Here is a 26841-nt window from a genome sequence, read left to right as displayed (position 1 = left end):
GGCAGGCAGGCCTCCACGGTGGCGGATTCAGTTGAGCACTTCCAGCGCGGCCAGGTCGAGCAGCTCGATACCGCCGTATTCCAGCCGCAGCAGGCCGCGGGCTTCGAGTTCGCGCAGGGCGTGGTTGACGGTCTGGCGCGACAGTCCCAGCATCTGCGCGAGCTGTTCCTGCGGGATGCGCACGCGCAGCACCGCATCGGCACGCGCCGGCAGGTTGCCGTAGCCGTGCGCGATCGCGGCCAGGCGCCGGGCAATGCGTGCCGCGGGCGGCAGCAGCTGTGTCTCCTCGACATAGTCGAAGGCCAGGCGCGTCCTTGCGGCAAGCAGCCGCCCGAACGCCTGCCACCATGCCGGATGCTGCGCCAGGCGCCGCTCCAGCGGCGCGCGCGGCACGTGCCACAGCGCGGCGGCGCTGACCGCGCGCGCGTCGTGCGTGCGCGGCAGGCCGTCGAACAGGCAGATCTCGCCGAACCAGCTGCCGGGCTCGAGCAGCCCCAGCAGCGCCGCCTTGCCCGATTCGCCGCTGGCATGGATCTGCACGGTGCCGCTGGCCACGCAGTACAGGCCGTCGAAGCGGTCGCCTCGGGCAAACAAGGTCTCGCCGGGCACCAGCCGGCGCAGGCAGCCGTCGTCGAGCAGTGCCTGGCGCAACCCCGGCGGCAAGTGGCTGAACCAGGCGCCGGCGCGCACCGCGGCCAGCGGGTCGTCCTCCGGCAGCGAGTTGTGCGGCCGCGCGCGCGCTGGCGCGGCACGGGCCGGCAGCGGGGCGTGGCGGTGCGGCGGGGGCGCGGATCCCATGCCGGTCTCCTGTTTCCTGTTGGGGCGAAAGGTCGTCAAAACCGGTGTGCCGGCAGATTGTCAAAAACCAGACAGACCCGCCGGTATGCGCCCACTACTATAAATCCACATCGCGACCCGAGCGCGGACAGCAGCAGGCGGCAGCTTCCGCGCACGCCTGCGCACACAAGGAGACGCCCCGTGAAAACCCTGATCGAGTACCTGGCCAACTACGCCGCCTACCACCGCGATTCGCGCAATATCGTCACCCATTTCATCGGCATCCCGATGATCGTGCTGGCGGTGACCACGCTGCTGGCGCGGCCGGCCATGCCGCTGGGCGACGGCTCCGCCCACCTGACCCCGGCGATGCTGGTGTATATCCTGTCGTGCCTGTTCTACCTGCGCCTGTCGCTGGGCTTCGGCGTGGCGATGGCGTCGATCCTGGCGCTCTTCCTCTATGCCGGCGCGCACATTGCCGCCATGCCGACCGCTGCATGGCTGGCCACCGGGGTCGGCCTGTTCGTGGCGGGGTGGATTATCCAGTTCATCGGCCATTACTACGAAGGGCGCAAGCCGGCGTTTGTCGACGATCTGGTGGGCCTGCTGATCGGCCCGCTGTTCCTGGTTGCGGAAACCGCTTTCGCGCTGGGGCTGGCGCGCGACACACGCGACGCGATGGCGGCACGCGCGCACTGACAGGGCATTGTGAAGCGGATCAGGGCAGGCCTGCCGGCAAGCGCAGACGTGCCGACAGCCCGCCCAAAGGGCTGGTTGCCAGCGTCAGGCTGCCTTCGTACATCGCAGCGATCTCGGTAGCGATCACCAGGCCCAACCCGCTGCCGGCAGCCGCCTCGTCCAGCCTGCCGAAGCGGGCGGTGGCCAGTTCGCGCGCCTCGGGCGGCATGCCCGGCCCATCGTCCTCGACCGCTATTTCCAGTTCGCCGCCAGCCTCGCGCAGCGTGACGCGCACGCGCGTGCGCGCCCACTGGCAGGCGTTGTCGAGCAGGTTGCCGAGCATCTCGACGAGGTCCTGGCGGTCGCCGGCAAAATGGCCGTTGCCTTCGACTTCCAGCGCCAGTTCGCGCCCGGCTTTCTAGCGAGCGAGGTCAGCACCACCGTCCCGCCGTTGACGGTGACAGTGCCGGCGCGCGGATTCATCCGAACCGGGCCGCATTGCAGCTCCGGCACAGCCATGCCGTGCGCGCGCCGGCAGGTCTTCCATGCGGAAGGGCTTGGCCACGTAGTCGTCGGCGCCAGCGTCGATGCCTTCGACCTTCTCGGTCCAGTTGTCGCGCGCGGTCAGGATCAGAATCGGCATGTGCGGCAGGCATGGCCGCGAGCGCCAGCAGCGCTGCCAGTGCGGCAGCGGACAGCATGCGGGCGGGGCGCCGCAGCGGCGCGGAAAAGCGCTTCATGGCCCGAAGCTTGCAACAAAAAGCCTGAACGCGGGCTGAACGAAACGCTCAGGCAGGGTTCAGCCAGCGCCGCCGACAATGCCCCGCATCCCATCCAAGGAACCGGACATGTCCCCCACCCGAGACCCTCGCCAGCGATTCGCCGCCCCTTGGCAACAGGCCTCTGCGCACGCTGGCGCTTGCGGCCGTTGCACCGGTTTCGCTGCTGTGCGTGGCCAGCGTGTTCGGCATGCAGGCCAGTCTGCCGGCACTGTCGCACGCATGGGCGCAAGCTGATGCATCGCTGCCGCTGCTCGCGCTCGGCGCGCTGTTTGCAGGCCCGCTGCTTGCGCTTCCGGTGCGCGGCTGAGGCACGCAATCCGGTCCGCATGTTCGCGTCGCGCAGCGTGCGCAAACGCCAAAACGAGGGTACGTAGGCCCTCTTCGCGTTTTCACTGAGGCAAAGCTACGACAAAACCCGGGGTTTTCACGGGGTTTTGCGCTTCGCATGCACGAAAACCCCTTGACTTACGGTTGTTTCCGCTATGATTCAGTGGGCGCCGACAAGGCGTTTTGCGCAGCGCTGCTGAGCGATGCAAAACGATGAAGCCGGCATCCATCGTTCAACTTACGTATATCGATATGGCGACCAAAGCGAAACCGACCGCGAAGACTGCAACCAAGCCCGCTGCCAAGAAGGCCGCGGCAACCAAGGCACCCGTGAAGGCTGCCGCCAAGAAGGCCGCGCCGGCCAAGAAGGCTGCTTCCGCCGCTGCGCCCGTTGCGCGCCCGCTGAAGGACACCTTCAACAAGTCGAGCCTGGTCGCTCACCTGGTAGCCCAGACGGAACTGGAAGCCAAGACCGTGAAGACAGTCCTGGCCCATCTGGAAAACACCATCGTCAGCGCGCTGAACAAGAAGGGCGCTGGTGAATTCACGCTGCCGGGCCTGCTGAAGGTGACGGCACAGCAAGTCCCGGCCAAGAAGAAGCGCTTCGGCAAGGACCCGTTCACCGGTGAAGAGCGTTGGTTCCCGGCCAAGCCGGCCAGCGTCAAGGTGAAGGTGCGCCCGCTGAAGAAGCTGAAGGACGCCGCGGCCTGATCTGCGCCACAGCCTGTCCCAATGAAAAAGGAGCCGCTCGCGGCTCCTTTTTTCATGGCTGGGACAATGTGGGCCATTTAATCCAGGTCAATCCGCCAGCGCGGGCGTCCCCCTAGAATCCCAGACGTCATGGGTGCGGGGGCGCTCCCCATGACAGGCTTCGGCGTCTTCCCCGAAGCTGGTGCCCGCGGCCTGAGAGGGTCGCGGGTTTTTTGTTGGCCGGGAATTACTGGCCGGCGATTGCCGGCGCGTTGCCGTGGCTCAGCCAATGACCTGCTTGGCGAAGGTGGCGCGCTGCATCTCGCACACTTCCACCGATACCTGCACCGACTGGCCACCGTCCACGCCCGTGCGCACGGCGTCGGCGATCACGTCGCAGACGGCCTGGCCCAGCGCCTGGCGCACGGCGGTGTCGCGGCCATCGAGGATCGACAGGCGCGCATGGACGAACGCGCGTTCCGCGGCATCCACGCCCTGGCGGTAAGTCGACAGCGTGATGCAGCGCGACTTGATATCGGCCTCCTGGAACTGCCCCGATGCCAGCAGCGCGGCGTTGGCTTCGTCGAGCAACTCTTCCTGCGAGCAGTTCAGGCGGGTGTTTTCCGTGAGTTCGATGACGAGGTGGGGCATGGCGGTATCCTGGATGATCCTGGCGATGGGGCCGGCGGGAATGCCGGCGAGAGCGAGCATGATACGGGAACAAGCGGGGATCGCGCGCCACGTGGAATGCAACGGGGCGCCCGAAGGCGCCCCGCTTGGCTTGCCGCGAAGGTGGCTGCGGATCAGGCGTGGACGTACTCACGCATGACTTGCGCAGCCTGCTCCGTGGCGAAGCGCGCCGGGTTCTCGCGCGCCAGTTGCTGCAGCTGCTCCAGCTTGGCCTTCAGCCCGGCATCGAGCTTGGGCGCGGGCATCACCGTGGACGGGCAGGCCACCCCAAGGATGCTGAGCGCCTGCTGGAAGTTCTCAAGCGTCAGGCCGAGCGCCGGATCGACGCTGACCAGGTGATCGCGCATGGCTTCCGGCATGGATTCGGGCGCGGCGCATGACAGGATCGCGTAGTGGACGGGCGCCGCAGCCTGCGCAAAATAAGCGGCGATCTCTGCGCCGTGGCCGCCGGTGGCGGCCGGGGTCATGGCCTCGATCTGCAGGTCCAGCTGCTGCAGGATCGCGGCCGGCGTGCCGCGACGCCAGGCATCGGACAGCACCACGCGCGCACCGGCGACACCGAACAGGCGGCGGACGAAGCCGAGCGCGATCGGGTCGAAGAACCTGACATCGCGCAGCGTGCCCGAATCCGGAATGCCGCCGAGGCGGGCGCGGGAGCGGTCGGAGTACAGGACGCCGGGCACGTCCAGCATGATCAGTCGTTCAGCCATGGTTTCCTGGGCGGATGCCAGTTCAGTTGGTGTGAGGCAAGATTACTAGGCAGCCAGCGCCCTGCACGTAACCGGCACCGCTTCAGTTGAAACAGTTCTGTAACTTTGTCGAGGAAGTCGTAAATGCCGGTTACTTCCCCATGTCAAATGTTTCGGACAGACACATCTGTCCGACGCATCGCCGATAACGGCGCGCGACAAAGGGCTGTTCAGAAGCGGAAACGCGCCACATCCTCGGCCAGAACCGCGGCCTGGTGATCGAGGCGCCCGGCCTGTCCGCCCAGCTCATCCACCAGCGCGGCGTTCTGCTGGGCGGTCTGGCGCAGCTGCGTGACGGATCCGGCAGCCGCCTGCACACTGGCGGCCTGCTGGTCGGCCAGCGTGCACAGGGTTCCGGCCAGCGCATGGCTGTGCTGGACCGCGGTGGCGATACGCTCCATGGCTGCCACCACGTCGCCGCTCAGGCGCGCGCCCAGGCCGATTTCATGCGTGGCCGTGCCGATGATGCCGCCGATCTCGCGCGCGGCATCGGCGCTGCGCTGGGCCAACGCGCGCACTTCCTGCGCGACCACGGCAAAGCCGCGCCCGGCCGCACCCGCGCGGGCGGCCTCGACGGCGGCGTTGAGCGCCAGGATATTGGTCTGGAACGCGATGCCCTCGATCACGCTGACAATCTCCGCGATATGGCGCGAGTGGCCGTGCAGCGCGTCCATGGCGCCGCGCATCTGCCGCACCACATCCGCGCCGGCATCGGTGGCGGTGCGCGCCTGGTCGGCCAGCAGGCTCGATTCGGTCGCCTGGGCGTGTGCGTCGGCAACGCGGCCCGCCAGCGCCTCCATGCTGGCACCCGCGGCATCGAGTGCGCTGGCCTGCAGCTGTGTGCGGGCCGACAAGGCGTGGTTGTCGGCGGCGATCTGCTGGCTGGCCGCGGCGATCTCCTGCGCGGAGCCATGAATGCGGGCCAGCACGCCGGCGAGCTGGTCGCGCATGCCCGCCACGTGGTGCAGCATGCTGCTGCGATCCGCGGGATGCAGCGCGATCGTGGCGGTCAGGTCGCCGGCGGCAATGCGCCGCGCAATCTCGGCCGCGTCGCGCGGCTCGCCGCCCAGCTCGGCCCGCAGGCTGCGCGCGGCGATCCACGCGAGCCCTGCCGCGGCCAGCAGGCTGGCGCCGAGCAGGGCCACCATCCACGCCTGCGCGCGCAGCTGGCTGCTGGCGACGCTTGCCACGGTGGCGGCGGCCTGCCGCTCCTGCCGCACGCGCACCGCCTCGATACGCTGGCTCAGTGCCTGCAATTGCTCGGTGACAAAGTGGCCCTCGACCGAGACCGCGCTGTCAAACTGGAGCGGATCGAGCGGCTGCTTGCGCAGCAGCGCGACATAGCCCTGCACCAGCTCGGCGGCGCGCTGCCGCGCCTCGAGCAGCGGTCCGGCCTGCGTGGCATTGGCCTGGCGCACGCCGGCCAGCGCCGTGTCGAGCCGCGCCAGCGCCTGGTCGATCTCGGCGGCGGCGGTGTCGCGCTCGGCGCCGCTGGTGGCCATGGTCAGCGCCAGCTGGGCGCGGCCGAGTGCGGCCAGCGCCGAATGCGCGCGCTCGGCCGACATGGCGCCATGCATGTCCTGCTGGTAGAGGGTATCGGTGCGCGCCTTGATCGACACCAGGTTGGCGATACCGGTCAGCCCGACCGCGGCCCCGAACAGGTAGACCAGGGCAAAGGCGGCGCACAGGCGTGCGACCAGCGGCAGGCGGTTCAGGCGCGAGGCGGCCCGGCCCAGCGCGGCAAAAGCCGGGCGGCGGCCCGGCAGGCTTGACTTGATGACGTGCAACACGGAGATGACTCCTGACGGGCGCGCGTCCAGCCAACCGCAGCGGGCGGCAGCGCAGCCCGGGCTTGACCCGGTTTGCCGTCGCGCCTTCCTCGTGCGGGAGGGTCGCTGGCGGCGCACGGATGGTGAACGATCAATGTGACGAAACCGTGACATGACAAGCATGGGACTGTCATCGTGCTGTCATATCAATGTCATGCAATGTGGCCCGCCCTCAGGGCCGTGCTGCCCTGCCCATCTGTTCGCCTCCCGGATCGACTCATGCCCGGCCACGACGCCGCACAGCCACAGTTCCTCCTCATCCCGGGCGTACCGGCCGGGCCGGTGGTGCCACGCGCGCAGATCCCGCCGCTGCATGCGGTGTTCCAGCCGATCGTGCACGCCGGCAATGCCGAACTGCTCGGCTACGAAGCACTGGTCCGCGGCCCCGCGGGATCGCCTTACGCATTGCCGGAAGCCCTGTTCCGCCTGGCGCAGGGCGTGGAGAACACCATCGCGCTGGAAATCGAGGCGGCGCGCACCGCGCTGGCCGCCTGGCGCGGTTTGGAACTGCCGGGCAAGCTGTTCCTGAATTTCAGCCCGATGACGTTGCGGCATCTGCTGGCCGATCGAGAGCGCTTGTCGGGGGCATTGCTGCGCGCCGGTATCGCACCGTCGCGGCTGGTGATCGAGGTCACCGAGCAGACCCCGATCGGCGATGCCGCGAGCTTCGGCACGGCCATGTCGCTGCTGCGCGAGCTGGGCATGCAGTATGCGCTGGACGACTTCGGCTCCGGCCATGCCAACCTGGACCTGCTGGCGCAACTGTCGCCGCAGTTCGTCAAGATCGACAAGTCGCTGATACGCGGCATCGGCTCGTGCTCGCGGCGGCTGGAGATATTGCGTGCGGTGATGCGCATGATGAGCGCCTTTGGCGGGCGCGTCATTGCCGAGGGCATCGAGCATGAGGATGAGCTTGCGGTGGTGCGCGACCTCGGCGTGACCGGTGCGCAGGGCTACTACATCGGCAGGCCGTCGGCGCGCCCGGATACGCAGGTGGCACCGCAGGTGCTGCGCACGCTGGCGTCCCGGCATATCGCGGTGTTTCCGCAGGTGGTGCGCTCGGGCTGGTCCGGCATGACCGCCGGGCGGCTGTTGCGTCCGGCACCGACCGTGTCGCCCGCCGCCAGCAATGACGCGGTGCTGCGCATGTTCCAGAACCAGCCCGAGCTGGATGCCGTGGCGGTGGTCCATGACGATGGACGGCCGCTTGCCATCATCGGCCGCCAGGGCTTTATCGACCGCTACGCCGCGCCGTTCCACCGCGAGCTGTATGGCAAGAAGGCCTGCATTGCCATGGCCAACCGCGAGCCGGCCTGCTTTGAGCGCAGCGCGACGCTGGAGGAAATGGCGCAGATCCTGTCCGGAGAGAACACACGCTCGCTGGCCGATGGCTTCCTGATCACCGAGCAAGGCCGCTATATCGGGCTGGGCACCGGTGCCGACCTGATCCGCGCGATCACCGAAGTGCGCATGGAGGCGGCACGCTATGCCAATCCGCTGACGTTCCTGCCCGGCAATATCCCGCTCAACCAGCATATCGAGCGCCTGATCGACGCCGCCAGCGAGTTCCACGCGTGCTATGTCGACCTGAACCACTTCAAGCCGTTCAACGACAAGTACGGCTACTGGAAGGGCGACGAAATGCTCAAGGGCGCCGCCGCGATCCTGGCCGAGGCGTGCGACCCCGCGCGCGATTTCATTGGCCATGTCGGCGGCGACGACTTCCTGGTGCTGTTCCAGAGCAGCGACTGGCCGGCGCGGATGCGAGAGGCGATCCGGCGCTTCAACGATGCGGCACTCGCCATGTATGCGCCGGGGGATCGTGCCGCAGGCGGCATGCAGGGCGAAGACCGGCGCGGCCTGCCGGTGTTCTTTCCGCCGGTATCGATGGCGGCGGGCGTGGTGTGCGTCAGCGGGGAGGGCGTGGCTGCGCTGCAGCGCCTGGGCAGCCAGCATATCGGCGCCGCCGCGGCAGTCGCCAAGCGCGAGGCCAAGCGTTCGGCCACGGGCATGGCGGTGCTTGAGTTCCTGTCGCTGGCGCCAGCGCTGCAGGCCTAGCAACCAGAGGGCTTGCGCGCGGCCAGCTCACGACCTGTTACCGGCAGCCGCGGCAGGCTGCTTTCCTCCAGCACATCGAGGCGATAGCCATGGGCGTAGACGACGGTGACGATGATGCCGTTCTCGATGCCAAGCCGCAGCGTCTTGCGCAGCCGCGACATCAGGCCCGCCAGCGCCCGCGACAGCGGCGGCAGTTCATGGCGCCATACCGTCTGCTCGATGCGGCTGTTGGGCAGCACCCGGCCGGCGTTGGAAAACAGCAGCATGGCCAGGTCGAATTCCTTCGGCGTCAGTTCGATGCGCTCGTCGCGCAGCGTGGCGAAGCGCCCGACGCTGTTGAGCTGGTACGGGCCGGCCCGCACCACCAACCCCTGGCGCAAACGCTCGCCGGTCACGCGGCGGCGCAGCGCGGCGATGCGCGCCAGCAGCACGCGGTGGCTGAGCGGACGGCACATGTAGTCGTCAGCACCGGCATCCAGCGCGTCGACCAGGCGGTCTTCGCTGCTGTCGCTGCCCAGTATCATGATCGGCACATCGCGCGAGCGTGCGCTGCGCACCGCGCGGATCACGTCGATGGCCGGGATGTCGGCGACTTCGTCGGGAACCAGCAGCATGTCGTAGGTCTGCTGCAGGGCGCTGTGGATCAGGTCGCGGCCCGCGTCGAAGACGCTGCAGCGAAAACCCGAGCGCACCAGCAGGTCGGGAACGTCCTGCAACTGGGGCGACCTGCCCAGCAGCAGCGCAATAGTGATCGGCGACGGCATACGAAGCGAGCGTGACGGGGTGTGAGAACGGCAGGAAGGAGGCGGCTATCGGACAGCGTTGAACGGGATCGGAACCGAAGCGCGGCGCATGCCAGGCTGCGAATGACGGAGCACCTTGCGGCCTCAAAGGGTAAAAAGCCTGATGCCGTGGATCAATCGGACCTTTCCGAACAGTTCGCCGTTTTTGCCCTTTTTGTTCCGGCGCGGTAAGGGGCAGCCAATGATGGCCTGGGGGGAGCGAGAGCGCAGAAGTTGTCCACAGATCCTGTGGACAACGGGCCTGCGCCATGCCTGGCGGCCGCATGGCACCGTCATCCCGTCGGCGTGCCAAAAAAGAAGGCAGGCGTGCGACGCGGCATCAACATCCGGCCCGCGGTGTGCCAAAATAGCGCGCATCGTGTTCCGGTCCGGGGACTCAAGCCACCGATGCTGCAGAGCCCGAGTGTCATCGCCTTCATCCTCCTGGCCTTTCACGTCGTCGGCGTGATGGCGGCGCTGCACGCCGTCATGACGGTGCGCACCGCGCCTGGCGCGATCGCCTGGGCGGGGTCGCTGGTGATGATGCCGTACTTCACGCTGGTCCCGTACCTGATCTTCGGGCGCAGCACCTTTGCCGGCTATGTCGATGCGCGGCGCTTCAATGACGACCGGCTGCGCGAGATCCGCCACGGCATGACCCCGCGCGAACGCGAGGCCCGCAGCGCCTGCGTGGTGCACGCGCCGACGCAACTCTGCATGCGCGCGCTGCCGCGGCTGACCGGCATGCCATGCCTGGCCAACAACGACGTGCGCCTGCTGGTCAACGGCACGCAGACCTTCGATGCCATCTTTGCCGCGATCGCCCAGGCCCGGCAGGTGTTGATCGTGCAGTTCTTCATCGTCCACGACGATGCGCTGGGCCGGCGCCTGCAGGCGCTGCTGTGCGAGCGCGCGCGGGCCGGCGTCGAGGTCTACTTCCTGTTCGACAGCATCGGCTGCCATGCGCTGCCGCGCCGCTACGTGCGCACGCTGCTCGAGGCGGGCGTCGATGCGCGGCCGTTTTCCACGCATCGCGGCTTCGTCAACCGCTTCCAGCTCAACTTCCGCAACCATCGCAAGCTGGTCGTCGTGGACGGGCGCGAGGCGTTTATCGGTGGCCACAATGTCGGCGTGGAATACCTGGGAGAGCGTCCGCCGCTGGCGCCGTGGCGCGACACCCATATCGCATTGCGCGGCAGTGCCGTGCTGGACCTGCAGATGTCCTTTGCCGAAGACTGGTACTGGGCCGCGCGCGAAGTCCCGCATCTGCTGATGCCGCCACCCGAGGTGGGCGGCCGCATGACCTGCCAGGTGGTGCCAACCGGTCCCGCGGACTCGCAGGAAACGTGTTCGCTGTTCTTTGTCGAGGCGATCCAGTCGGCGCGGCACCGGCTGTGGATCACGTCGCCGTATTTCGTGCCGGATGAGGCGGTGTTCGCCGTGCTGCGGCTGGCGGTGCTGCGCGGCGTCGATGTCCGCATCCTGATACCGGCGCGTCCCGATCACCTGGTCGTCTACGCCGCGTCGACCATCTATGCATATCAGGCAGTCGCCGCCGGAATAAAGCTGTATCGCTACCAGCCGGGCTTCCTGCACCAGAAGGTGATTCTGATCGACGATGAAGCCGCCGCGGTGGGCACGGCAAACCTCGACAACCGTTCGTTCCGGCTCAACTTCGAGCTGATGGTGATGACGGCGGACAAGGGCTTCGCTGCCGACGTGGCGGCCATGCTGGAAACCGATTTTGCCAACGCCAGACGGGTCGGGCTGGAAGAGTTCCTGGGCGCGCCCGCGCCGCTGCGCGTGGCCATGCACGTGGCCAAGTTGTTCGCCCCCATCCTCTGATTCCGGCTGCGGATGCCGGCCTGCGGCAAGCCGGTGGCGCTTTGCTTGTGTACACTGTTCACTATAAGCGCCTACAGATAATGAACCGAATCCAGCATCACAGGGGAACCGCATGAAGCCGGCCGTCCCCGCGCCGCCGGCGCGCGCCACTTACCGCCATGGCGACCTGCGCCGAGCCTTGCTTGACGCCGGCATCGACCTGGCCCGCGAAGGCGGCCCCGACGCCATCGTGCTGCGCGAAGCCACGCGCCGCGCCGGCGTCGTTCCCAATGCGGCGTACCGGCACTTTGCCAGCCGGCAGGACCTGCTGCAGGCGGTGCGGGCGTCGGCCTTGTCGTCGCTGGCGATCGCCATGGAGGCCGAGATCGGCGGACTGCGCCCGGGCCGTGGCGCGGCTGCCCATGCGCGCGCATGCCTGCGCGCGGTCGGCACGGGGTACCTTCGCTTCGCGCTGGCGGAAACCGGCCTGTTCCGCACGGCATTCTCCGTGCCGGATGAAGTCGAGGATGACGCCGATCCCGCCAAGGCGGGCAACAGCGGACTCAATCCGTTCCAGCTTCTTGGCGCCGCGCTCGACAAGCTGGTGGAGGCCGGTGCCTTGCCACCCGAGCGGCGGCCCGGCGCCGAGTACCTGGCCTGGTCCGCCGTGCACGGCCTGGCGATCCTGCTGATCGACGGCCCGTTACGCAGCCGCGCGCGCGAAATGGCGGAGCCGCTCGGGCAACGGTTGCTGGAAATGGTCGAGAAGGGCCTGTAAGCCCGCGTCGCGGCCAAAAAAATTGCCACGATGGCGGGGACCATCGTGGCAGTGAAAGGAACCAGGAAGGGGGGCAACCTGGCTCTGTCGGGGCACCCGCGGGCCGGGTGCAAGGGCAATGTAATACGGGCTTTCTCATGCGAATATCGGACAATTCCTAAATATGTCCCTGAATTGTCGTTACTCGCATTGTGCTGGGCGCAGTGCTCGCCAAGTCATCGCAAATCGCGGGCCGGGCGCCGGTGCAAGCCGGTTGAATTGCATGCCAGCCGCTGCGGTCTAACCCTGTGCCCGCAATCCAGGCTGGCGATGCAAGGAGGGACCTATGCGTTACGGTTATGGAGTGTTGCTTGCGGCGGCGCTGGTCAGCGGGTGCGTGGCCTATCCCTACCCCTATGCCGGCGACGACTACCTGGCCTATCCCGCATACCCGGTCAGCTCGCCGTACTACAGCGGCTACCCGGTCACGCCCGGCTACCCCTATTACGGCCCCGGATATGGCAGCTACTATGGCAGCTTTGCCTTTATCTATGGCGGCGGTGGTCACGGCTGGAAGCACGGACACCATGGACACCACGGCTGGCATGGCGGCGGCGGTCGTGGCAGGGGCGGCTGGGCCGCTGGCGGACGTGGTGGAGGCAGGGGCCGGTGACGGATGTCCGGCAGGGATGGCTGCGGGGATGACCAGGGCGCACGGCTCCCGGCCATCCCGTTTGAAGACGAGGGGCGCTACCGCCGGGCGCCTGACGCTGTGTCCTGGCCAGACGCCACGGCAGCCAGGCAGCTAAGGCAGTTGCCGCAACTGGCCGATCACGGACATCAGGCGCCCGTGCGCCACGATCACGCCCGACTCGTCCTGCAATGCTTCCTGGTAGCGCTTGCGAAAACCGGGATCGGCGCCGTCGCTGAAGAGCTTTTCGGCGGCGCGCGCCACGGCGCGGCAGGTGTCGTCGTGATGTTCCTTCGCTTCAAGTTCCTCATCGACCTCGATGATCAGCCGCGACAGCGGATCGAGCCAGCGAAAGAAGTGGTCCTCCGTGACGAGCTGGACAAACAGTCCGGCAGGGATCGGACCGTTGAGCCTTTCATACTGGCTGCGGTCGTAGCCGATGACTTCCTTGTGAACTTGCAGCAAGGCCGCCCGCAAGGCTTGCAGCCCCGAGCGGCGAGTTTCCTGGGTGGCGAGGAATTGTTCGTTGGGCATGCCCATCTCCGCGTTTCCACTGGTCTGGCCCGGCAGCCGGTCCGGTCGATCCGGCACGCGTTCCGGCGCACATCGTGGGTTCGTCCGGGCGGGCCGCCATCACCTGCCCCGGACCTCCGGGTGCTGCCGGCCAGCGCATCTGGCAATGTCCGGCGCGCCTGCCAGTATAGGCACCTGGCTCATCCCGGGCCAGCGCACGGGGATAGCGAAATACCCGCATTTGCGGCGCGTCCTGCGCCCGCTAGCCATTTTTCCCTTCCGCTTGTGCTGGCCCGAGCAGGTCTGCCGCGCGCGAGCGCTGCATGTCCGCCGCGCGGAAATAACGCACCACCGTGGCGACGCTGGAGCTAAAGTCGAAACTGGTGTACGGGCGGGGAATTTGAGGCGCGGAGTAGAGGGCGGTGGAGCTTTCCGCTGAGAATCTGATTGTCGAGATCGGAAACCAGCACAAGAAAGGTCCACCATGAGCAAGGATAAAGGGAAAGAAGCAGTCGGTCTATCGGAAATCGGGCTTGGGCTCGAGGAGCTGATCAGGCGCGGGGCTCGGCGGGTCATCCAGGAGGCGATTGAAGTGGAGCTGGCAGAGCTGCTTGAGCAGTTCAGTAACGTCAAGACGTTGAGCGGGCAGCGCGCCGTGGTTCGCAATGGCTACCTCCCGGAGCGCGAGGTGCTGACGGGGGCCGGCCCGATTGCCGTGAAGGTGCCCAAGGTGCGCGATCGGTCCGGGTCTGGCGTGAAGTTCAACTCGGCGATCGTGCCGCCGTATGTGAGGAAGTCGCCGCGGGTGAGTGCAGCGCTGCCCTGGCTGTATCTGAAGGGAGTATCGACAGGCGACATGAGCGAGGCGTTGTCGGTGCTGCTTGGTGAGGATGCCAAAGGGCTATCGGCCAACGTGGTGAGCCGATTGAAGGCGCAGTGGGCAGACGAGCATGCGAGCTGGAATCAGCGTGATCTGTCGGCGGCGCGCCATGTGTATTGGTGGGTGGACGGCATCCACACGGGTCTGCGTAGCGAGGGATCGGACGGGCAATGCCTGCTGGTCATCATCGGCGTTACGCCAGACGGCAGGAAGGAGCGCGTGGCGATCGGTGACGGCTATCGGGAATCGAAGGCATCGTGGGTGGAAGTACTGTTGGACCTGAAATCCCGCGGCCTGCAGGCTGGCCCGCTGGCGGCGGTCGGCGATGGCGCCATGGGATTCTGGGCTGCCCTGGAGGAGGTGTTCCCGGCCACGCGCGCCCAGCGTTGCTGGTTCCACAAGATGGGCAATGTCCTGAACGCCTTGCCCAAGTCCCAGCACGGCCGCGCCAAGGCAGATCTGCAGGCGATTTGGATGGCGGCCACCAGGGCAGATGCCTATGCTGCCTTCGATCGCTTTGCGACGATCTACGGCGCCAAGTACCCCAAGGCCACCGGCGTGCTCACCAAGGACCGAGACAGCCTGCTGACCTTCTACGACTTCCCGGCCGAGCACTGGCAGCACATCCGCACGACCAACGCGATTGAGTCGACCTTCGCGACCGTGCGTCACCGCACGACGCGCACGCGCAATTGCGTGTCACGAGCGACTTTCCTTGGCCTGGCCTTCAAGCTGATCGAGGAAGCCGAGAAAACATGGCGCCGCATCAAAGGTGCCGAACACATCGAACTGCTCTTGAAGGGCGTCCCCTTCAAGGACGGTGCCCCGGCGCAAGACAATCCGCCGGTTCAGCAGAAACTCGCCGCCTGACGACCGGCCACGATCAACCTTCATACACCAGATTTGACTTTATCTCGCGACGCTGGCGTGGCCTGTCATTGCCATGGTCTCGGCCAGCGGCACCTGTTGCGATGCCGCTTCGGTGACGAAACCCGCGCGCAGCGAATGCGCTGAGTAGTCGCCCTCCAGTCCCGCCTGTGCGCAGCGCGCCTTGACGATGCGGCTCACGGCAGCGTCGGACAATCCGTCGGACAGCCCTTCACCCACATGGCCCCCGCGCCGGATGCGCCGGAACAGCGGTCCGCTCGCAATGCCCGATGCGGCCAGCCATGCCTCCAGCGCCTGCCCCGCTGCACCGCTCACGGGCTTGGCGGCATCGGCATGATCGCGGCCTGACTGGTTGGTCTTGGACCAGCCCAGCACGTAGACAAATTCACCCGGTGCGATGCGCGTCAGGTTCTCCACCGTCGCGCGCGCGACCTCGGAACGGCGGCGGCCGCCGCTGGCCCATGCGAACAGCAGCAGCGCGCGGTCGCGCACGCCGCGCAGCGAGTCGTCGCAGGTAGCGAGCAGCCGCAGCAGCGGGTCGCGTGTCAGCGCGGCCTTGCGCGCCTGGCGTTGTCCGCGGCGCGCATAGGCGCGCCGGATGCCGGACATCAGCTCGCGCACCGACGCGTCGGCACACGGATTGGGCAACTGCTGCAAGCGGTGGGCCTTGGCGAGCACCGCAAGCCGGTGCGTCAGCGTGGACAGCGCGGGCGCGCCGGGTCGTGCCTTGTATCCATCAGCGACCAGCGCCTGGTCGATCGCCGGGGGCAGCTCGCAAACAGGCCCGTGCGGCGTCTGCCGCGTAGCGTGGTCGACGATGAACTGAACCACGACGGCAGGAGCAAGCGGAAGGCGGACCGGCTGGCGGTAACGCAACCCGTGCCAGGCAGCCCAGTAGCGCAGGGCTGAGCGGTAGCTCGCCACGGTGTTGGGCGACTCGCCTTCGCGGCGAAGCGCGTTTGCGGCCTGCTCGGCGAGGGGATCCAGTTCAGACGGGCGAAGCGGCGCCGGGAGTTCGACATCGGAGGCAAGCTGGGATGGGTTGGCTGATATCATAATAAATATGACGTATGCTGTATCATATCATACAGAGACAACGAATAGCGCTCGATAAGTCTCCATTATCGAACCTTATTTTGGCTTTCCCGGACCTGACCATGGAAACACTCCGCTCCCGAGGCATCACCCGCGACGACGTCTGGGCTGCCGCCGACAGCCTGCTCAAGGCAGGCCAGCGTCCGACCATCGAACGCATCCGCTTGCATCTGGGCCGCGGTTCGCCCAACACGGTCAGTCCGCACCTCGACGCCTGGTTTGCCGCGCTCGGCGGGCGATTGGAGGATCCGCAAGGCTTCGCGCCCAAGCCGGGTTGCCCCGAACCCGTCACTGAAGCGGCGCGCTACCTGTGGGAAGCCGCGTTGCAGGTCGCCCGGGCGCAGGCGGAAGCCGCGCTGGCCCAGCGGGAAACGGCGCTGGCCGAGGCGCAGGCGGCATTGGCCAGGGAACGGGAAATGCTGGAGCAGGAGCGGCTGGTCATGCAGGCGCGGCTGGACGGTGCTGAAGCGGCCATGGCGGAAATGACGCGCGCGCGGGACGAGACGCTGGAGCGCGGCGCGCAGGCCGAAGCCCGCGCTACCGCCTTGCAGCAGCAGGTCGAGACGCTGCGCGCCGAGGCGGGCGCCGCGCTGGAGGCCCGGGTCTCGTTGCAGCGTGAATTCGCCGCGGAACGCGCCGCGTGGGACCAGGAGCGCGAAACCATGACCGCCCGCGCCACGGCCAGCGAACGCCGGCTGGCGCTGGAACTGGATGCGGCCCGCGTGGCGGGCAAGGATGCGCAGAAGTTGCTGGAAACAGAGCGCAAGGCCGCGCTGGAGCGGCTTGCGCACGCTGCCGAAGCGGCTTCACGCCAGGGCAGCGAAATGACGCGCCTGAGCCAGTCGATTGCCGTACTGGAAGAACGTGTCCGACAGCGCGAGGCGATGCTTGCCGAATATCGCGAACAGAAGAAGGAGGCAGCCAGCGCGGGCGTGGCCGCCGTGGGCCGGCGTGGGCGCCCGGCCCGGGGCACATTGGCCGGCGGCGCCAGCGGCCTGCTGCGTATCCGCGCGGTGCCGGGCGGCTGAGCTGCGGCGCAGCGCTACGCCGCCTGCGCGCCGGCGCGCAGCATGTGCTTCTGGATCTTGCCGCTGGTGGTCTTGGGCAGCGCGTCCAGGAAGTGATAGCGGCGCGGCCGCTTGTAAGCGGCCAGCCGGTCGCCCTGCAGCAGGAAGGCATCTAGCTGCTCGGCACTGACCGGCGCATCGCCGCGCGCCACCACGTACGCACCCACCACCTGGCCCCAGGTCGGGTCGGGCTCGCCGAGTACCGCGACTTCCAGCACCGCCGGGTGCTCGATCAGCGCGTCCTCGACTTCGCGCGGATACACGTTCTCCGCGCCGGAGTTGATCATGTAGTCGATGCGGTCGCGGATCCACAGGTAGCCGTCGGCGTCGAGGCTGCCGAGGTCGCCGGTGTGGTACCAGCCATGTGCCAGCGCCCGCGCATTGGCGTCGGGCCGGTTCAGGTAGCCCTGCATCATGCAGGCGCCGCGCACCAGCACCTCGCCGACTTCGCCGGGCGCGCACGGTTGCGCGGGATCGGTCGGCGCGCCATCGTCGCGCAGTTTCGCCACCACCAGGTCATGGCCGAGCGCGGGCAGGCCCGCCGAGCCGGCACGGGTCAGCTGTTCGTGCGGGTAGAGCACTGACATGCACGGCCCCATCTCGGTGGTGCCATACACCTGTACCAGGCCGGCGCCGATCTTGCGGTCCCATTCGCGGATCAGGTGCGGCGCCATCGAGGCGCCGCCGTATTCGACCAGCCGCAGCGACGAGAGGTCGCGCGTTTCCGCCCCGGGGTGGTTCAGCAGCATGCCGACCATGGTCGGTGCGGCGAAGAAGTGGGTCACGCGCTCGCTTTCCACCAGTTGCCAGGCTTCGCCCGCATCGAAGCGGCGCTGCAGCACCTGCGTGGCGCCGACCTGCAGCCGCGGCAGGAAGCTGGTGTGCAGCTCGGCGGTATGGTTCAGCGGCGCGACCGACAGGCCCACGTCTTCGCGCGACAGCGTCATGGCCTGGTGCATGATCGCGTTGTGCTGGAGCTTGCTGCGATGGGTGTGCACCACGCCCTTGGGGCGGCCCGTGGTGCCGCTGGTGTACAACAGGATGCAGGGATCGTCCTCGTGGACGTCGGCCGCTGGCAGCGTGGCCGGCTGGCCAGCGGCGAGCGTGTCGAGGCGGTGCGTGGCAAAAGCCGGAGCCGGGTCCGCGTCGGCATAGATGCGCAGCGCGGTGCCGGGGGCCAGTTCCGTCGCCTTTTCCACGACGGCGGCGCCTTCCTGCTCGAACAGCACCGCCCTGGCAGCCCCGTCGTTCAGGATGTAGGCCAGTTCCTGCGCCGCCAGCCGGTAGTTGACGGGGTTGAACACCGCACCCAGCCGCGCCGTGGCCAGCAGCGTGAAGACGAAGGCCGGCGTGTTGTAGAGGAAGGCGGCCACGACGTCGCCCTTGCCGATGCCCAGCGCCTGCAGTCCGTGGGCGTGGCGGTTGACCTCGGCATCGAACTCCGCATACGACCAGGACCGCCGCGCGGCGCCGATGCCGCTGACCAGCGCGGTCTTGCGGGGCAGGTAGCGTGCCGGCCAGGAAAGGGTATCGCCAAGGGTGAGGCCGCGGTTCAAGGTCATGCTCCAGTCGTGTGCCGGCCGCCGGGTAAAACAGGCCAGCCGATATTCTTGTGTGAGCCGGAGACTATAGGGCGCAGTACGGGGCACATGGAAATAACGATTTGCTCTTTCCTTATGCCCGCCGTTGCCGCGCAGAGCCTGAGAATCGGTCCTGATACTGTATATTCATACAGTCTCAAGCCGTTCCACCCCAGTGTCCGTCGATACACCCGCCGCCCCCGTTCCGGTCCCAGCCCCAGAGCAGGCCCCTGCCTACGTCGTCGCCGTGCGCGCGTTGTGCGATTTCACCGCCAAGGCGGGCGACCTCGACCTGCGCTTCGTGCCGACGCCAACCGCGCAGGAGGGCGTCGCCGGCCATGCGCTGGTGACCGGCAGGCGCGGACCGGGCTACCAGGCGGAAGTGCCGCTGTTCGCGGATTTCGGCCCCTTGCATGTCCGCGGCCGGGCCGATGGTTATGATCCGCACGCCAACCGCCTGGAAGAAATCAAGACCGTGCGCGGCGAGGCCGCCGTGCCGGACAACCACCGCCACCTGCACTGGGCGCAGGCAAAGATCTATGGCTGCCTGATGTGCCGCAAGCTCGGGCTACCCGGGATCGACGTGGCCGTGGTCTATTTCGACATCGTGGGGCAGCGCGAGCACCCGGTGGTGCAGCACTTCAGCGCGGACGATCTCGATGCGTTCTTCGTCCAGACCTGCGAACGCTTTTTGCAATGGGCACAAGCCGAACTGGCACACCGGCAGGCCCGCGATGCTGCGCTGACACAGCTGGCCTTCCCGCATCCGGCATTCCGCACCGGCCAGCGCGAGCTGGCGCAGGCCGTCTACAACGCCAACCGCGCCGGGCGCACCCTGCTGGCCCAGGCGCCGACCGGCATCGGCAAGTCGATCGGCACGCTGTTCCCGCTGCTCAAGGCGATGCCGGGGCAGGCTATCGACAAGGCGTTCTTCCTGTCGGCGCGCTCCACCGGCCGCGGCGTCGCCTTGCACGCGGCGCAGGCGCTGCGCAGCCACGGCGCGCAGCCGCTGCGGGTGATCGAACTGGTGGCGCGCGACAAGGCCTGCGAGCATCCGGAGCTGGCCTGCCACGGCGAATCCTGCCCACTTGCGCGCGGCTTCTATGATCGCCTGCCCGCCGCGCGCGAAGCCGCCCGCGAGGTGCCGGTGCGCGACCGTGCCGCGGTGCGCACACTGGCGCTGGCGCATGGCATCTGCCCGTACTACCTGGCCCAGGAACTGGTGCGCTGGAGCGATGTGGTGGTGGCGGACTACAACTATTACTTCGACCGCAGCGCGCTGCTGTACGCGCTGACCGTCGCCAACGGCTGGCGCGCGGGCGTGCTGGTCGACGAGGCGCACAACCTGGTCGAGCGCGGCCGCGCCATGTACACCGCCGAGCTGGATCCGCAGGCGCTGCGCGACGCCCGGCGCGGCGCGCCCGCGGCGGTGGCCAGGCCGCTGGCCCGGCTGGCGCGACACTGGGGGGCACTGGCGCGGCAAGCCGAGGTTGCCTATGAAGTCTTGCCGGAAGTGCCCGCGCCCCTGCTGCGCGCGCTCGATGATTGCTGCGCGGCAGTGCTGGCGCACATGACCGAGCAGCCCGCGTCGGTCGACCCGGCGTTGCAGCGGTTCTATTTCGATGCCTTGCATTTCGGCCGGCTGGCGGAGCAGCTCGATGCGAATTCGCTGTTCGATATCCAGCGGCCAACCGCCGCCGCAAAGGCCGGACGCGGCAACCATGCGCTCCTGTGCCTGCGCAATGTCATCCCTGCGCCGTTCCTGCGGCCGCGCTTTGCCGCGGCCCATTCCGTCACGCTGTTCTCGGCCACGCTGGACCCGGCCGCCTACTACCTCGATACGCTGGGTTTGCCCGCCGACTGCGCGCGCGTGGCGGTGCCGTCGCCATTCCGGGCGGAACAACTGTCGGTACGCATCGCCAGCCGGATTTCGACCCGCTATGCGCGGCGCGGCCAGTCGCTGCCGGCCATTGCCGCGCTGATGGCGGACCAGTTCCGCGCGCGCCGCGGCAACTACCTCGCGTTCTTCAGCAGCCACGAATACCTGCAGCAGGCCGTGTCGAACTTCACGCAGGCGCATCCCGACATTCCGCACTGGGTCCAGTCGCGCGGCATGGACGAAGCGGCGCAGGCCGCTTTCCTGTCAGCCTTTGTCGCGGGCGGCGCAGGCATCGGCTTTGCGGTGCTGGGCGGCGCCTTTGCCGAGGGCGTGGACCTGCCCGGCGAACGCCTGATCGGCGCCTTCGTCGCCACGCTGGGGCTGCCGCAGTTCAACGCCGTCAACGAGCAGTTCCGAACGCGCATGCAGGCGGCCTTCGGCCAGGGCTACGACTATGCCTATCTCTATCCGGGCTTGCGCAAGGTGGTGCAGGCCGCGGGCAGGGTGATCCGCACGCAGCAGGACGAAGGCGTGGTCTACCTGATCGACGACCGCTTTGCCGCGCCGGAGGTGCGCCGGCTGCTGCCGGAATGGTGGCAAATCGGCCCGGCGGCGTAGAAATTACACGGCGCGCGGGCTTTGGCCTGACCCTTGCCGACCGCTTGCCGGCCTTGCCGGGGCGGTGCGGATCTGGCACGAATCCGGCAGCAATGCGACCATGCGTGCCGACCGCAAACCGTCGTCATCGAATCAAGGACCCGACCATGCCCATGACCCAGCATTACGCGGCCACCGAGCCGCCCCGTACCGAAGTGGATGCGCTGAACGGCGGCACCGTGCTCGAATTCGGCGCTCCATGGTGCGGCTACTGCCAGCGCGCGCAACCGGCGCTCGCCGAAGCGTTCGCCGTGCATCCCGCGCTGCGCCATATCAAGGTCGAGGACGGCAGCGGACGCCCGCTCGGCCGCTCGTTCCGCATCAAGCTGTGGCCGACTCTGGTGTTCCTGCGCGACGGGCAGGAAGTGGCCAGGCTGGTAAGGCCGACCGAGGCGGATCCGATCCGGGAGGCCATGCGGCGCATCAGTTGATCAGTTCGGGTGGCTAATACTTAATATTTCGGCAATTTCTGCCAGCGCAGGGCGCTCAACCCTGCTTTGGGAGGGGACAAGCCGGAGCATTTCTGCCGTTTGTGCAGAAGTCGCCTCCGCGCAATGGCCCTGCTGGCTGTGCGGGGCGGCCAGCCCGGCAACGGCCCGCGCGCCCGGCGCGCACGAAACAAGACGGTCTCAACCGCCAATTTCGACAGATGAGCGCCCTAAGCACCGACCGGCGGCCGACAGTCCTGGTCGTCGACGACGTTCCCGAAAACATTGCGGCCATGGTCGCGCTGCTGCAGGACCCATACCGCGTCAAGGTGGCGACCCGGGCGGCCACCGCGCTGCAACTGGCGCGCGAAGCGCCACCCGACCTGATCCTGATGGATGTGTCGATGCCTGGCATGGACGGCTACGAGGCATGCCGCCAGCTCAAGGCCGATGCGCGCACCGCGTGCGTGCCGGTGATCTTCCTGACCGCACGGGCCGAGGCCCATGACGAGGCGCTCGGCTTCGAGGTCGGCGCGGTCGACTACATCATGAAGCCGGTCAGCGCGCCGGTGGCGCGCGCGCGCATTGCCAGCCAGCTGGCTCTCAAGCAGGCGCACGATTTCCTGCGCGACCGCTCGGCCTGGCTCGAGGCCGAGGTGCAGCGCCGCACGCGCGAGATCGAGCAGATCGAGGACGCCACCATCATCGCGCTGGCGGCGCTGGCCGAGACCCGCGATAACGAGACCGGCAACCATATCCGCCGCACCCAGCACTATGTGCGCGCACTGGCGCGCAAGCTGCAGCACGAGCCGCATTTCGCCGGCAGGCTCGACGACAAGGCCATCGACCTGATGTTCAAGTCCGCGCCGCTGCACGATATCGGCAAGGTCGGCATCCCCGACCGCATCCTGCTCAAGCCCGGCAAGCTCACCGCGGAAGAATTCGAGGTCATGAAGACCCATACCACGCTGGGCCGCGATGCCATTGCCGATGCCGAGGCGCAGTGCGGCACCACCAGCTCCTTCCTGCGCTACGCGCGCGAGATCGCGCATCACCACCACGAGAAATGGGACGGCAGCGGCTATCCCGACGGCCTGGCCGGCGAAGCGATCCCGCTGTCGGCGCGGCTGATGGCGGTAGCCGATGTCTATGACGCGCTGATCTCGCGCCGCGTCTACAAGCCCGCGTTTGCGCACGATGACGCGGTGCGCATCATCGGCGAGGGCCGCGGCCGCCATTTCGACCCGCGCGTGATCGACGCCTTCCTGGCGATCACCGGCGAGTTCCATGCGATCGCGCTGGAATATGCCGATCCGTCCGGCGCCGAGCCGGTGCCGGCCCCCGCGCAGGGCTGACCGGCATGCCATCGCTGCGCATGGCACTGCGCCGCCGCGCCGGCGTGCGGCCGTTCGGCCCGCTGCTCGCCTATGCCGCGCTGCTGGCGGTGGCGGTATGGCTGCTCGCGCTCGGTGCAGCGTCGGTGGTGCGCGAGAACGAGCAGGCCAGCGTGGGCGCGCGCCTGGGCGCCACCGTCAACACCACCGCGCGGCTGCTGGAGGTCTGGGCGGGCGAGCAGCGCCGCCGCGCCGTGTCGATCGCCGCAATGGACCACACCGTGCGGCTGGCGCTGCCGCTGCTGGCCAGCCATGGCGGCGCCACCCCGGCGCAGGCTGCCGAATTTGCCCGCTGGATCGCGCCGCTGATGCGTTCGCACGGCTATATCGGCTTTGCGCTGGTGAACGCGGACGACCGCATCGTGGCCTCCGAACTGGCCGACCGCACCGGCCAGCTGCTGTTGCCCGAGTCCGCCCGCACCGCGCAGCGTGCGCGCCACGACGGCGCCGCGGTGTCCGCGCCGTATCCCGGCCCGCAGCCGATCCCCAATGCCAGCGGTCGTGCCGGCGTCCCGACATTCCAGGTGGTATGCGCGCGGCTGTCGGATCTTGCCGGACAGGATGCCAGGCGCGCGGCCGGCACCCTGTGCCTGCGCATCGACCCGCATGTGGTCATGCTGCAGATCGTCATGGCGGCGCGCTATGGCCGCAGCGGCGACCTGTACATGATCGACGGCCAGGGCCGCCTGGTGTCCCCCGCGCGCTTCGATGAAGAACTGGCCGCGCAGGGGCTGCTGGCGCCCGGCATGGCGTCGATGTTCCATACCGTGGCGCGGATTCCCGCGGCTGACGGCAACGGCACCTACCGCCTGCCGCCGGGAGCGCCGCTGACCCGGCTGGCGCAGCAGGTGCTGTCGCACCAGACCCTGCAGCTTGCCTTCGGCTACCGCGACTACCGCGGCCGGCGCGTGGCCGGCGCCGGGCTGTGGGTGCCGGCGCTGGCGAGCGGGCTGATCGTCGAGCAGGACATGGAGGAGGCCTTCCATTCGTACTTGTCGACCCGCACCGTGGTCATCGGCATGGCACTGGCGATCCTCCTGCTGATCGGCCTGGCGGCGTGGGCGCTGCGCCGCGGCCAGCTGCGCCTGGCGCACAGCGAGGAGCGGCTGCGCGCCATGCTCGACCATTCGCCCGCCATCATGCACCTGAAGGACCGCAACCACGCCTTCCTGGCGCTGAACCCGGCCACGCAGGCATTGATCGGACAGCCCGAGCGCGCGGCGCTAGGCCGCACCGACCGCGAATTGCCGGCGATGCCCGATGGCACGCAGGAGCGCTGGGATATCGAAGAGCGGGTGATGGCGAGCGGGCAGGCGGAGGAACACATCTACACGATGCAGGCGGCGGAGGGCGCGCGCGAACTGCAGGTGATGCGCTTCCCGGTGCGCAATCCGGCCACCAACGAAGTGGTCGGCGTGGGTTCGGTCGGCATCGACATCACCAGCCAGGTGCGGGCGCATCGCGAGCTGAAGGAGCTGTCGCAGACGCTGGAGCACAAGGTGTCCGAGCGCACCCGCGAACTTGCCATCGCCAACGCCGAGCTGGCCGAGGCCAAGCACGCCGCGGAATCGGCGGCGCAGGCCAAGGCCAGCTTCCTGGCCAACATGAGCCATGAGATCCGCACGCCGATGAACGCGGTGATCGGCATGGCCCATCTGGCGCTGGGCACGCAGCTCGATCCCAGGCAGCGCGACTATGTCGGGAAGATCGAGCGCTCGGGCCAGCACCTGCTTGGCATCCTCAACGACATCCTCGACCTGTCCAAGATCGAGGCCGGCAAGCTGGAAGTGGAAGAGATCGACTTCTCGCTGGAGCGCGTGCTGCGCACCGTTGGCGACCTCGTGTCGGAGCGGGCCGCGGCAAAGCAGCTCGAGCTGATCGTCGAGGTCGCCCCCGACGTGCCCGACGCGCTGCGCGGCGATCCGCTGCGCATCCGCCAGGTGCTGATCAATTTCACCACCAACGCGGTCAAGTTCACCGAGCGCGGCGAGATCGTGGTGCGCGTGGTGCGCGTGGCGCCCTGTGCCGGCGTCGGCGACAGCAACGGCGACGGCAACCCGCCGCAGGTGCGGCTGCATTTCGCGGTGCGCGACACCGGCGTCGGCATCGCGCCCGCGGCGATCGGGCGGTTGTTCCGGAACTTCGAGCAGGCCGACAGCTCGACCACGCGCCGTTACGGCGGCAGCGGCCTGGGCCTGGCGATCAGCCAGCGGCTGGTGCATCTGATGGGGGGCACGCTGGGCGCGGACAGCACGCCTGGCGAGGGCAGCACGTTCTGGTTCGAGCTGTCGCTGCGGCCGGGCAGCCAGCGCGCCCCGGCGCTGCTGGTGCGGCCAGAACTGGCCGGACGCCGCCTGCTGGTGGTCGACGACCACGGCTACGCGCGCCAGGTCATCGCCGCGATGCTGCGCCGCTTCGGCTTCCGCGCCGACCAGGCCGCCTCGGGCGAAGCGGCGCTGGCGGCGATCCAGGCCGCGGATGCCGAGGGCGATCCTTACCACGCCGCCTTTATCGACTGGCGCATGCCCGGCCTGGACGGCATCGAGACCGCGCGCCGGCTGGCCGGACTGGCGCTGCGCGGGCCGCGCCCGCGGCCGCTGATGGTGACGGCCAACGGCAGCGAGGCGGGGTTGCGCGCCGGCGAGCAGGGCGGCTTCGACGCGCTGCTGCTCAAGCCGGTCAGCCCGTCGGTGCTGTTCGATGCCACGCTGCGGGTGCTCGCCGCCGAACCCGGCATGCCGCCGCGGGCCGAGCCGGAGCGCGCGGCGCCCGGCCCGGGCTGGTCGCTGCCGCAGCGGCGCGTGCTGCTGGTCGAGGACAACGAAATCAATCGCGAGGTCGCGGTACACCTGCTGCAGCAGGCCGGCATTACGCCGGACACCGCCGGCAACGGGCGGGCCGCACTCGAGCGGCTGGCCACGCATGCGTATGACCTGGTGCTGATGGACATGCAGATGCCGGTGATGGACGGCGTCGAGGCCACGCGGCGAATTCGCGCCGATGCGCGGCTTGCCGCGCTGCCGGTGGTCGCCATGACTGCCAACGCCTTGCCCGAGGACCGCGAACGCTGCCTGGCGGCCGGCATGGACGACCATATCGCCAAGCCGATCAGCCCGCCGGTGTTCTTTGCCACCGTGCATCGCTGGCTGACCCGCGACGGCGAGGTGCCGGCCGTGGCGCCGAAGTGGCCGGCATGGCTTGGCGCGCTCGCCGCGACGGGTGTGCTGGATATCGGGGATGCGCTCGAGCGCGCCGGCGGGCAGCCGGAGACTTACCGGGGTCTGCTGGCGCGGCTGCGCGACCGATACGCCGATGCCGGCACGCAGCTCACGAAGCTCACGCATGGCCATACCGGCGAAGCCGCGCAGCTTGTGCACGAGCTGGCCGGCATGGCGGGCAACCTGGGCGCGATGGCAGTGTCGCGCGCCGCCGCGGCGTTGGAAAGCACGCTGCGCGACGGCGGCGGTGATGAGGGCGGCGTCGCGCTGCAGGCTGCCGCGTTGCAAGCGGCGATGTCGGATCTCCTGGCGGCACTGCGCCTGCACCTGCCGGATGTAACGCCTGCGCCGCCATCCACGGTCCAGCCTTCCGCCGGATCCGCTGCGCGGGCGCTGATCCGGCTGCGGCGGCAGCTGCGCGAAGGCGCCAGCGAAGCCGGATCGACCCTCGCCGCGCAGCGCGCCGCACTGGACGCGGTGGTGCCTGCCGGCATGCTGGCCGAACTGGAAGGCGCGATCGGAGCGTACGACTACGCCACTGCGCTCGCGATCCTCGACGACGTGCTGCCCGTCACGGCATCTGGCCAGGGCTGATACCCGGCCCAGGC

At 68.6% G+C, this 26841-nt stretch carries 22 protein-coding genes and 1 pseudogene; 13 read left to right on the top strand and 10 right to left on the bottom strand.

Features of this window, described 5'->3' with window-relative positions:
- Window positions 1-27: 27 nt before the first annotated feature.
- Window positions 28-798 (bottom strand): Crp/Fnr family transcriptional regulator, encoded by a 771-nt coding sequence (locus tag AC5WJ1_RS27875; RefSeq protein ID WP_494476799.1) that lies wholly within the window; start codon window positions 796-798, stop codon window positions 28-30.
- Between the two features lie 180 nt (window positions 799-978).
- On the opposite strand from AC5WJ1_RS27875, the gene AC5WJ1_RS27870 reads away from it, so the two are divergent.
- A complete protein-coding gene (locus AC5WJ1_RS27870) occupies window positions 979-1476 on the top strand; it encodes an Mpo1 family 2-hydroxy fatty acid dioxygenase (protein ID WP_133093200.1) in 498 nt (165 codons plus the stop codon).
- A gap of 19 nt (window positions 1477-1495) precedes the next feature.
- On the opposite strand, the gene AC5WJ1_RS27865 is transcribed toward AC5WJ1_RS27870, so the two are convergent.
- Together AC5WJ1_RS27865 and AC5WJ1_RS27860 are read right to left on the bottom strand one after the other, a co-directional pair.
- Window positions 1496-1852 (bottom strand): ATP-binding protein, encoded by a 357-nt coding sequence (locus AC5WJ1_RS27865; RefSeq protein ID WP_494476986.1) that lies wholly within the window; start codon window positions 1850-1852, stop codon window positions 1496-1498.
- A gap of 29 nt (window positions 1853-1881) precedes the next feature.
- Window positions 1882-2131 (bottom strand): annotated as a pseudogene (locus AC5WJ1_RS27860) (response regulator transcription factor); the annotation flags it as partial.
- A gap of 275 nt (window positions 2132-2406) precedes the next feature.
- Between AC5WJ1_RS27860 and AC5WJ1_RS27855 the strand changes: the two are divergent.
- The gene (locus tag AC5WJ1_RS27855) at window positions 2407-2544 is read left to right on the top strand and encodes a hypothetical protein (protein WP_195427386.1); all 138 of its coding nucleotides are present in this window, start codon (window positions 2407-2409) and stop codon (window positions 2542-2544) included.
- A gap of 272 nt (window positions 2545-2816) precedes the next feature.
- A complete protein-coding gene (locus AC5WJ1_RS27850) occupies window positions 2817-3275 on the top strand; it encodes an HU family DNA-binding protein (protein ID WP_063241379.1) in 459 nt (152 codons plus the stop codon).
- A 261-nt stretch (window positions 3276-3536) separates the two neighbouring features.
- Here AC5WJ1_RS27850 and AC5WJ1_RS27845 read toward each other — a convergent pair whose 3' ends face one another.
- The 3 genes from AC5WJ1_RS27845 to AC5WJ1_RS27835 form a co-directional block, all read right to left on the bottom strand.
- Window positions 3537-3905, bottom strand: a complete 369-nt coding sequence (locus AC5WJ1_RS27845; protein ID WP_133093198.1) for a 5-carboxymethyl-2-hydroxymuconate Delta-isomerase — start codon at window positions 3903-3905, stop codon at window positions 3537-3539.
- 152 nt (window positions 3906-4057) lie between these two features.
- Window positions 4058-4654: an HAD domain-containing protein gene (locus AC5WJ1_RS27840; protein WP_494476798.1), complete on the bottom strand. Its 597-nt coding sequence runs from the start codon at window positions 4652-4654 to the stop codon at window positions 4058-4060.
- A 209-nt stretch (window positions 4655-4863) separates the two neighbouring features.
- Window positions 4864-6483, bottom strand: a complete 1620-nt coding sequence (locus AC5WJ1_RS27835) for a methyl-accepting chemotaxis protein (RefSeq protein ID WP_135702582.1) — start codon at window positions 6481-6483, stop codon at window positions 4864-4866.
- Between the two features lie 258 nt (window positions 6484-6741).
- Here AC5WJ1_RS27835 and AC5WJ1_RS27830 point away from each other — a divergent pair, with 258 nt between their 5' ends.
- Window positions 6742-8580 carry an EAL domain-containing protein gene (locus tag AC5WJ1_RS27830; protein WP_195427384.1) on the top strand — a complete coding sequence of 613 codons (1839 nt, stop codon included), beginning with the start codon at window positions 6742-6744 and terminating at the stop codon, window positions 8578-8580.
- Here the strand turns inward: AC5WJ1_RS27830 and AC5WJ1_RS27825 are convergent.
- Window positions 8577-9332: a response regulator transcription factor gene (locus AC5WJ1_RS27825; protein WP_133093332.1), complete on the bottom strand. Its 756-nt coding sequence runs from the start codon at window positions 9330-9332 to the stop codon at window positions 8577-8579. The genes AC5WJ1_RS27830 and AC5WJ1_RS27825 overlap by 4 nt on opposite strands.
- A gap of 438 nt (window positions 9333-9770) precedes the next feature.
- Here AC5WJ1_RS27825 and cls point away from each other — a divergent pair, with 438 nt between their 5' ends.
- The 3 genes from cls (at window position 9771) to AC5WJ1_RS27810 (ending at window position 12616) form a co-directional block, all read left to right on the top strand.
- Window positions 9771-11207, top strand: coding sequence for a cardiolipin synthase (gene cls, locus AC5WJ1_RS27820; protein ID WP_135702586.1), 1437 nt, complete (start codon window positions 9771-9773; stop codon window positions 11205-11207).
- A gap of 112 nt (window positions 11208-11319) precedes the next feature.
- Window positions 11320-11964, top strand: coding sequence for a TetR/AcrR family transcriptional regulator (locus AC5WJ1_RS27815; RefSeq protein WP_135702588.1), 645 nt, complete (start codon window positions 11320-11322; stop codon window positions 11962-11964).
- Between the two features lie 325 nt (window positions 11965-12289).
- Window positions 12290-12616, top strand: coding sequence for a hypothetical protein (locus AC5WJ1_RS27810; RefSeq protein WP_133093193.1), 327 nt, complete (start codon window positions 12290-12292; stop codon window positions 12614-12616).
- Window positions 12617-12748: 132 nt separating this feature from the next.
- Here AC5WJ1_RS27810 and AC5WJ1_RS27805 read toward each other — a convergent pair whose 3' ends face one another.
- Entirely contained in the window at window positions 12749-13174 is a 426-nt protein-coding gene (locus AC5WJ1_RS27805; protein ID WP_494476797.1) for a hypothetical protein, read from the bottom strand.
- A 457-nt stretch (window positions 13175-13631) separates the two neighbouring features.
- Between AC5WJ1_RS27805 and AC5WJ1_RS27800 the strand changes: the two genes are divergently transcribed.
- Window positions 13632-14897, top strand: a complete 1266-nt coding sequence (locus AC5WJ1_RS27800) for an IS256 family transposase (RefSeq protein WP_022540107.1) — start codon at window positions 13632-13634, stop codon at window positions 14895-14897.
- Window positions 14898-14936: 39 nt separating this feature from the next.
- On the opposite strand, the gene AC5WJ1_RS27795 is transcribed toward AC5WJ1_RS27800, so the two are convergent.
- Window positions 14937-15971, bottom strand: coding sequence for a site-specific integrase (locus tag AC5WJ1_RS27795; protein WP_494476796.1), 1035 nt, complete (start codon window positions 15969-15971; stop codon window positions 14937-14939).
- Window positions 15972-16072: 101 nt separating this feature from the next.
- Between AC5WJ1_RS27795 and AC5WJ1_RS27790 the strand changes: the two genes are divergently transcribed.
- Complete coding sequence (locus tag AC5WJ1_RS27790) at window positions 16073-17038, top strand: DNA-binding protein (RefSeq protein ID WP_494476795.1); 966 nt, start codon at window positions 16073-16075, stop codon at window positions 17036-17038.
- Window positions 17039-17052: 14 nt separating this feature from the next.
- Here AC5WJ1_RS27790 and AC5WJ1_RS27785 read toward each other — a convergent pair whose 3' ends face one another.
- Window positions 17053-18639: a fatty acid--CoA ligase gene (locus tag AC5WJ1_RS27785; RefSeq protein ID WP_494476794.1), complete on the bottom strand. Its 1587-nt coding sequence runs from the start codon at window positions 18637-18639 to the stop codon at window positions 17053-17055.
- 193 nt (window positions 18640-18832) lie between these two features.
- Between AC5WJ1_RS27785 and AC5WJ1_RS27780 the strand changes: the two genes are divergently transcribed.
- The 4 genes from AC5WJ1_RS27780 to AC5WJ1_RS27765 all read left to right on the top strand — a co-directional run bounded on the left by AC5WJ1_RS27780 (window position 18833) and on the right by AC5WJ1_RS27765 (window position 26827).
- On the top strand, window positions 18833-21154 hold the full coding sequence (locus AC5WJ1_RS27780; protein ID WP_494476793.1) for an ATP-dependent DNA helicase: 2322 nt from the start codon (window positions 18833-18835) through the stop codon (window positions 21152-21154).
- A 146-nt stretch (window positions 21155-21300) separates the two neighbouring features.
- A complete protein-coding gene (locus AC5WJ1_RS27775) occupies window positions 21301-21624 on the top strand; it encodes a thioredoxin family protein (RefSeq protein WP_133093187.1) in 324 nt (107 codons plus the stop codon).
- 218 nt (window positions 21625-21842) lie between these two features.
- Complete coding sequence (locus AC5WJ1_RS27770) at window positions 21843-22976, top strand: HD-GYP domain-containing protein (protein WP_135702604.1); 1134 nt, start codon at window positions 21843-21845, stop codon at window positions 22974-22976.
- Between the two features lie 5 nt (window positions 22977-22981).
- Window positions 22982-26827 (top strand): response regulator, encoded by a 3846-nt coding sequence (locus AC5WJ1_RS27765; protein ID WP_494476792.1) that lies wholly within the window; start codon window positions 22982-22984, stop codon window positions 26825-26827.
- The last annotated feature ends 14 nt before the right edge of the window (window positions 26828-26841 follow it).

It is taken from the genome of Cupriavidus sp. MEYA8, from assembly GCF_059278825.1.
The sequence above is the reverse complement of the archived record's forward strand: the minus strand, read 5'-3'. Positions and strand labels throughout refer to the sequence as shown.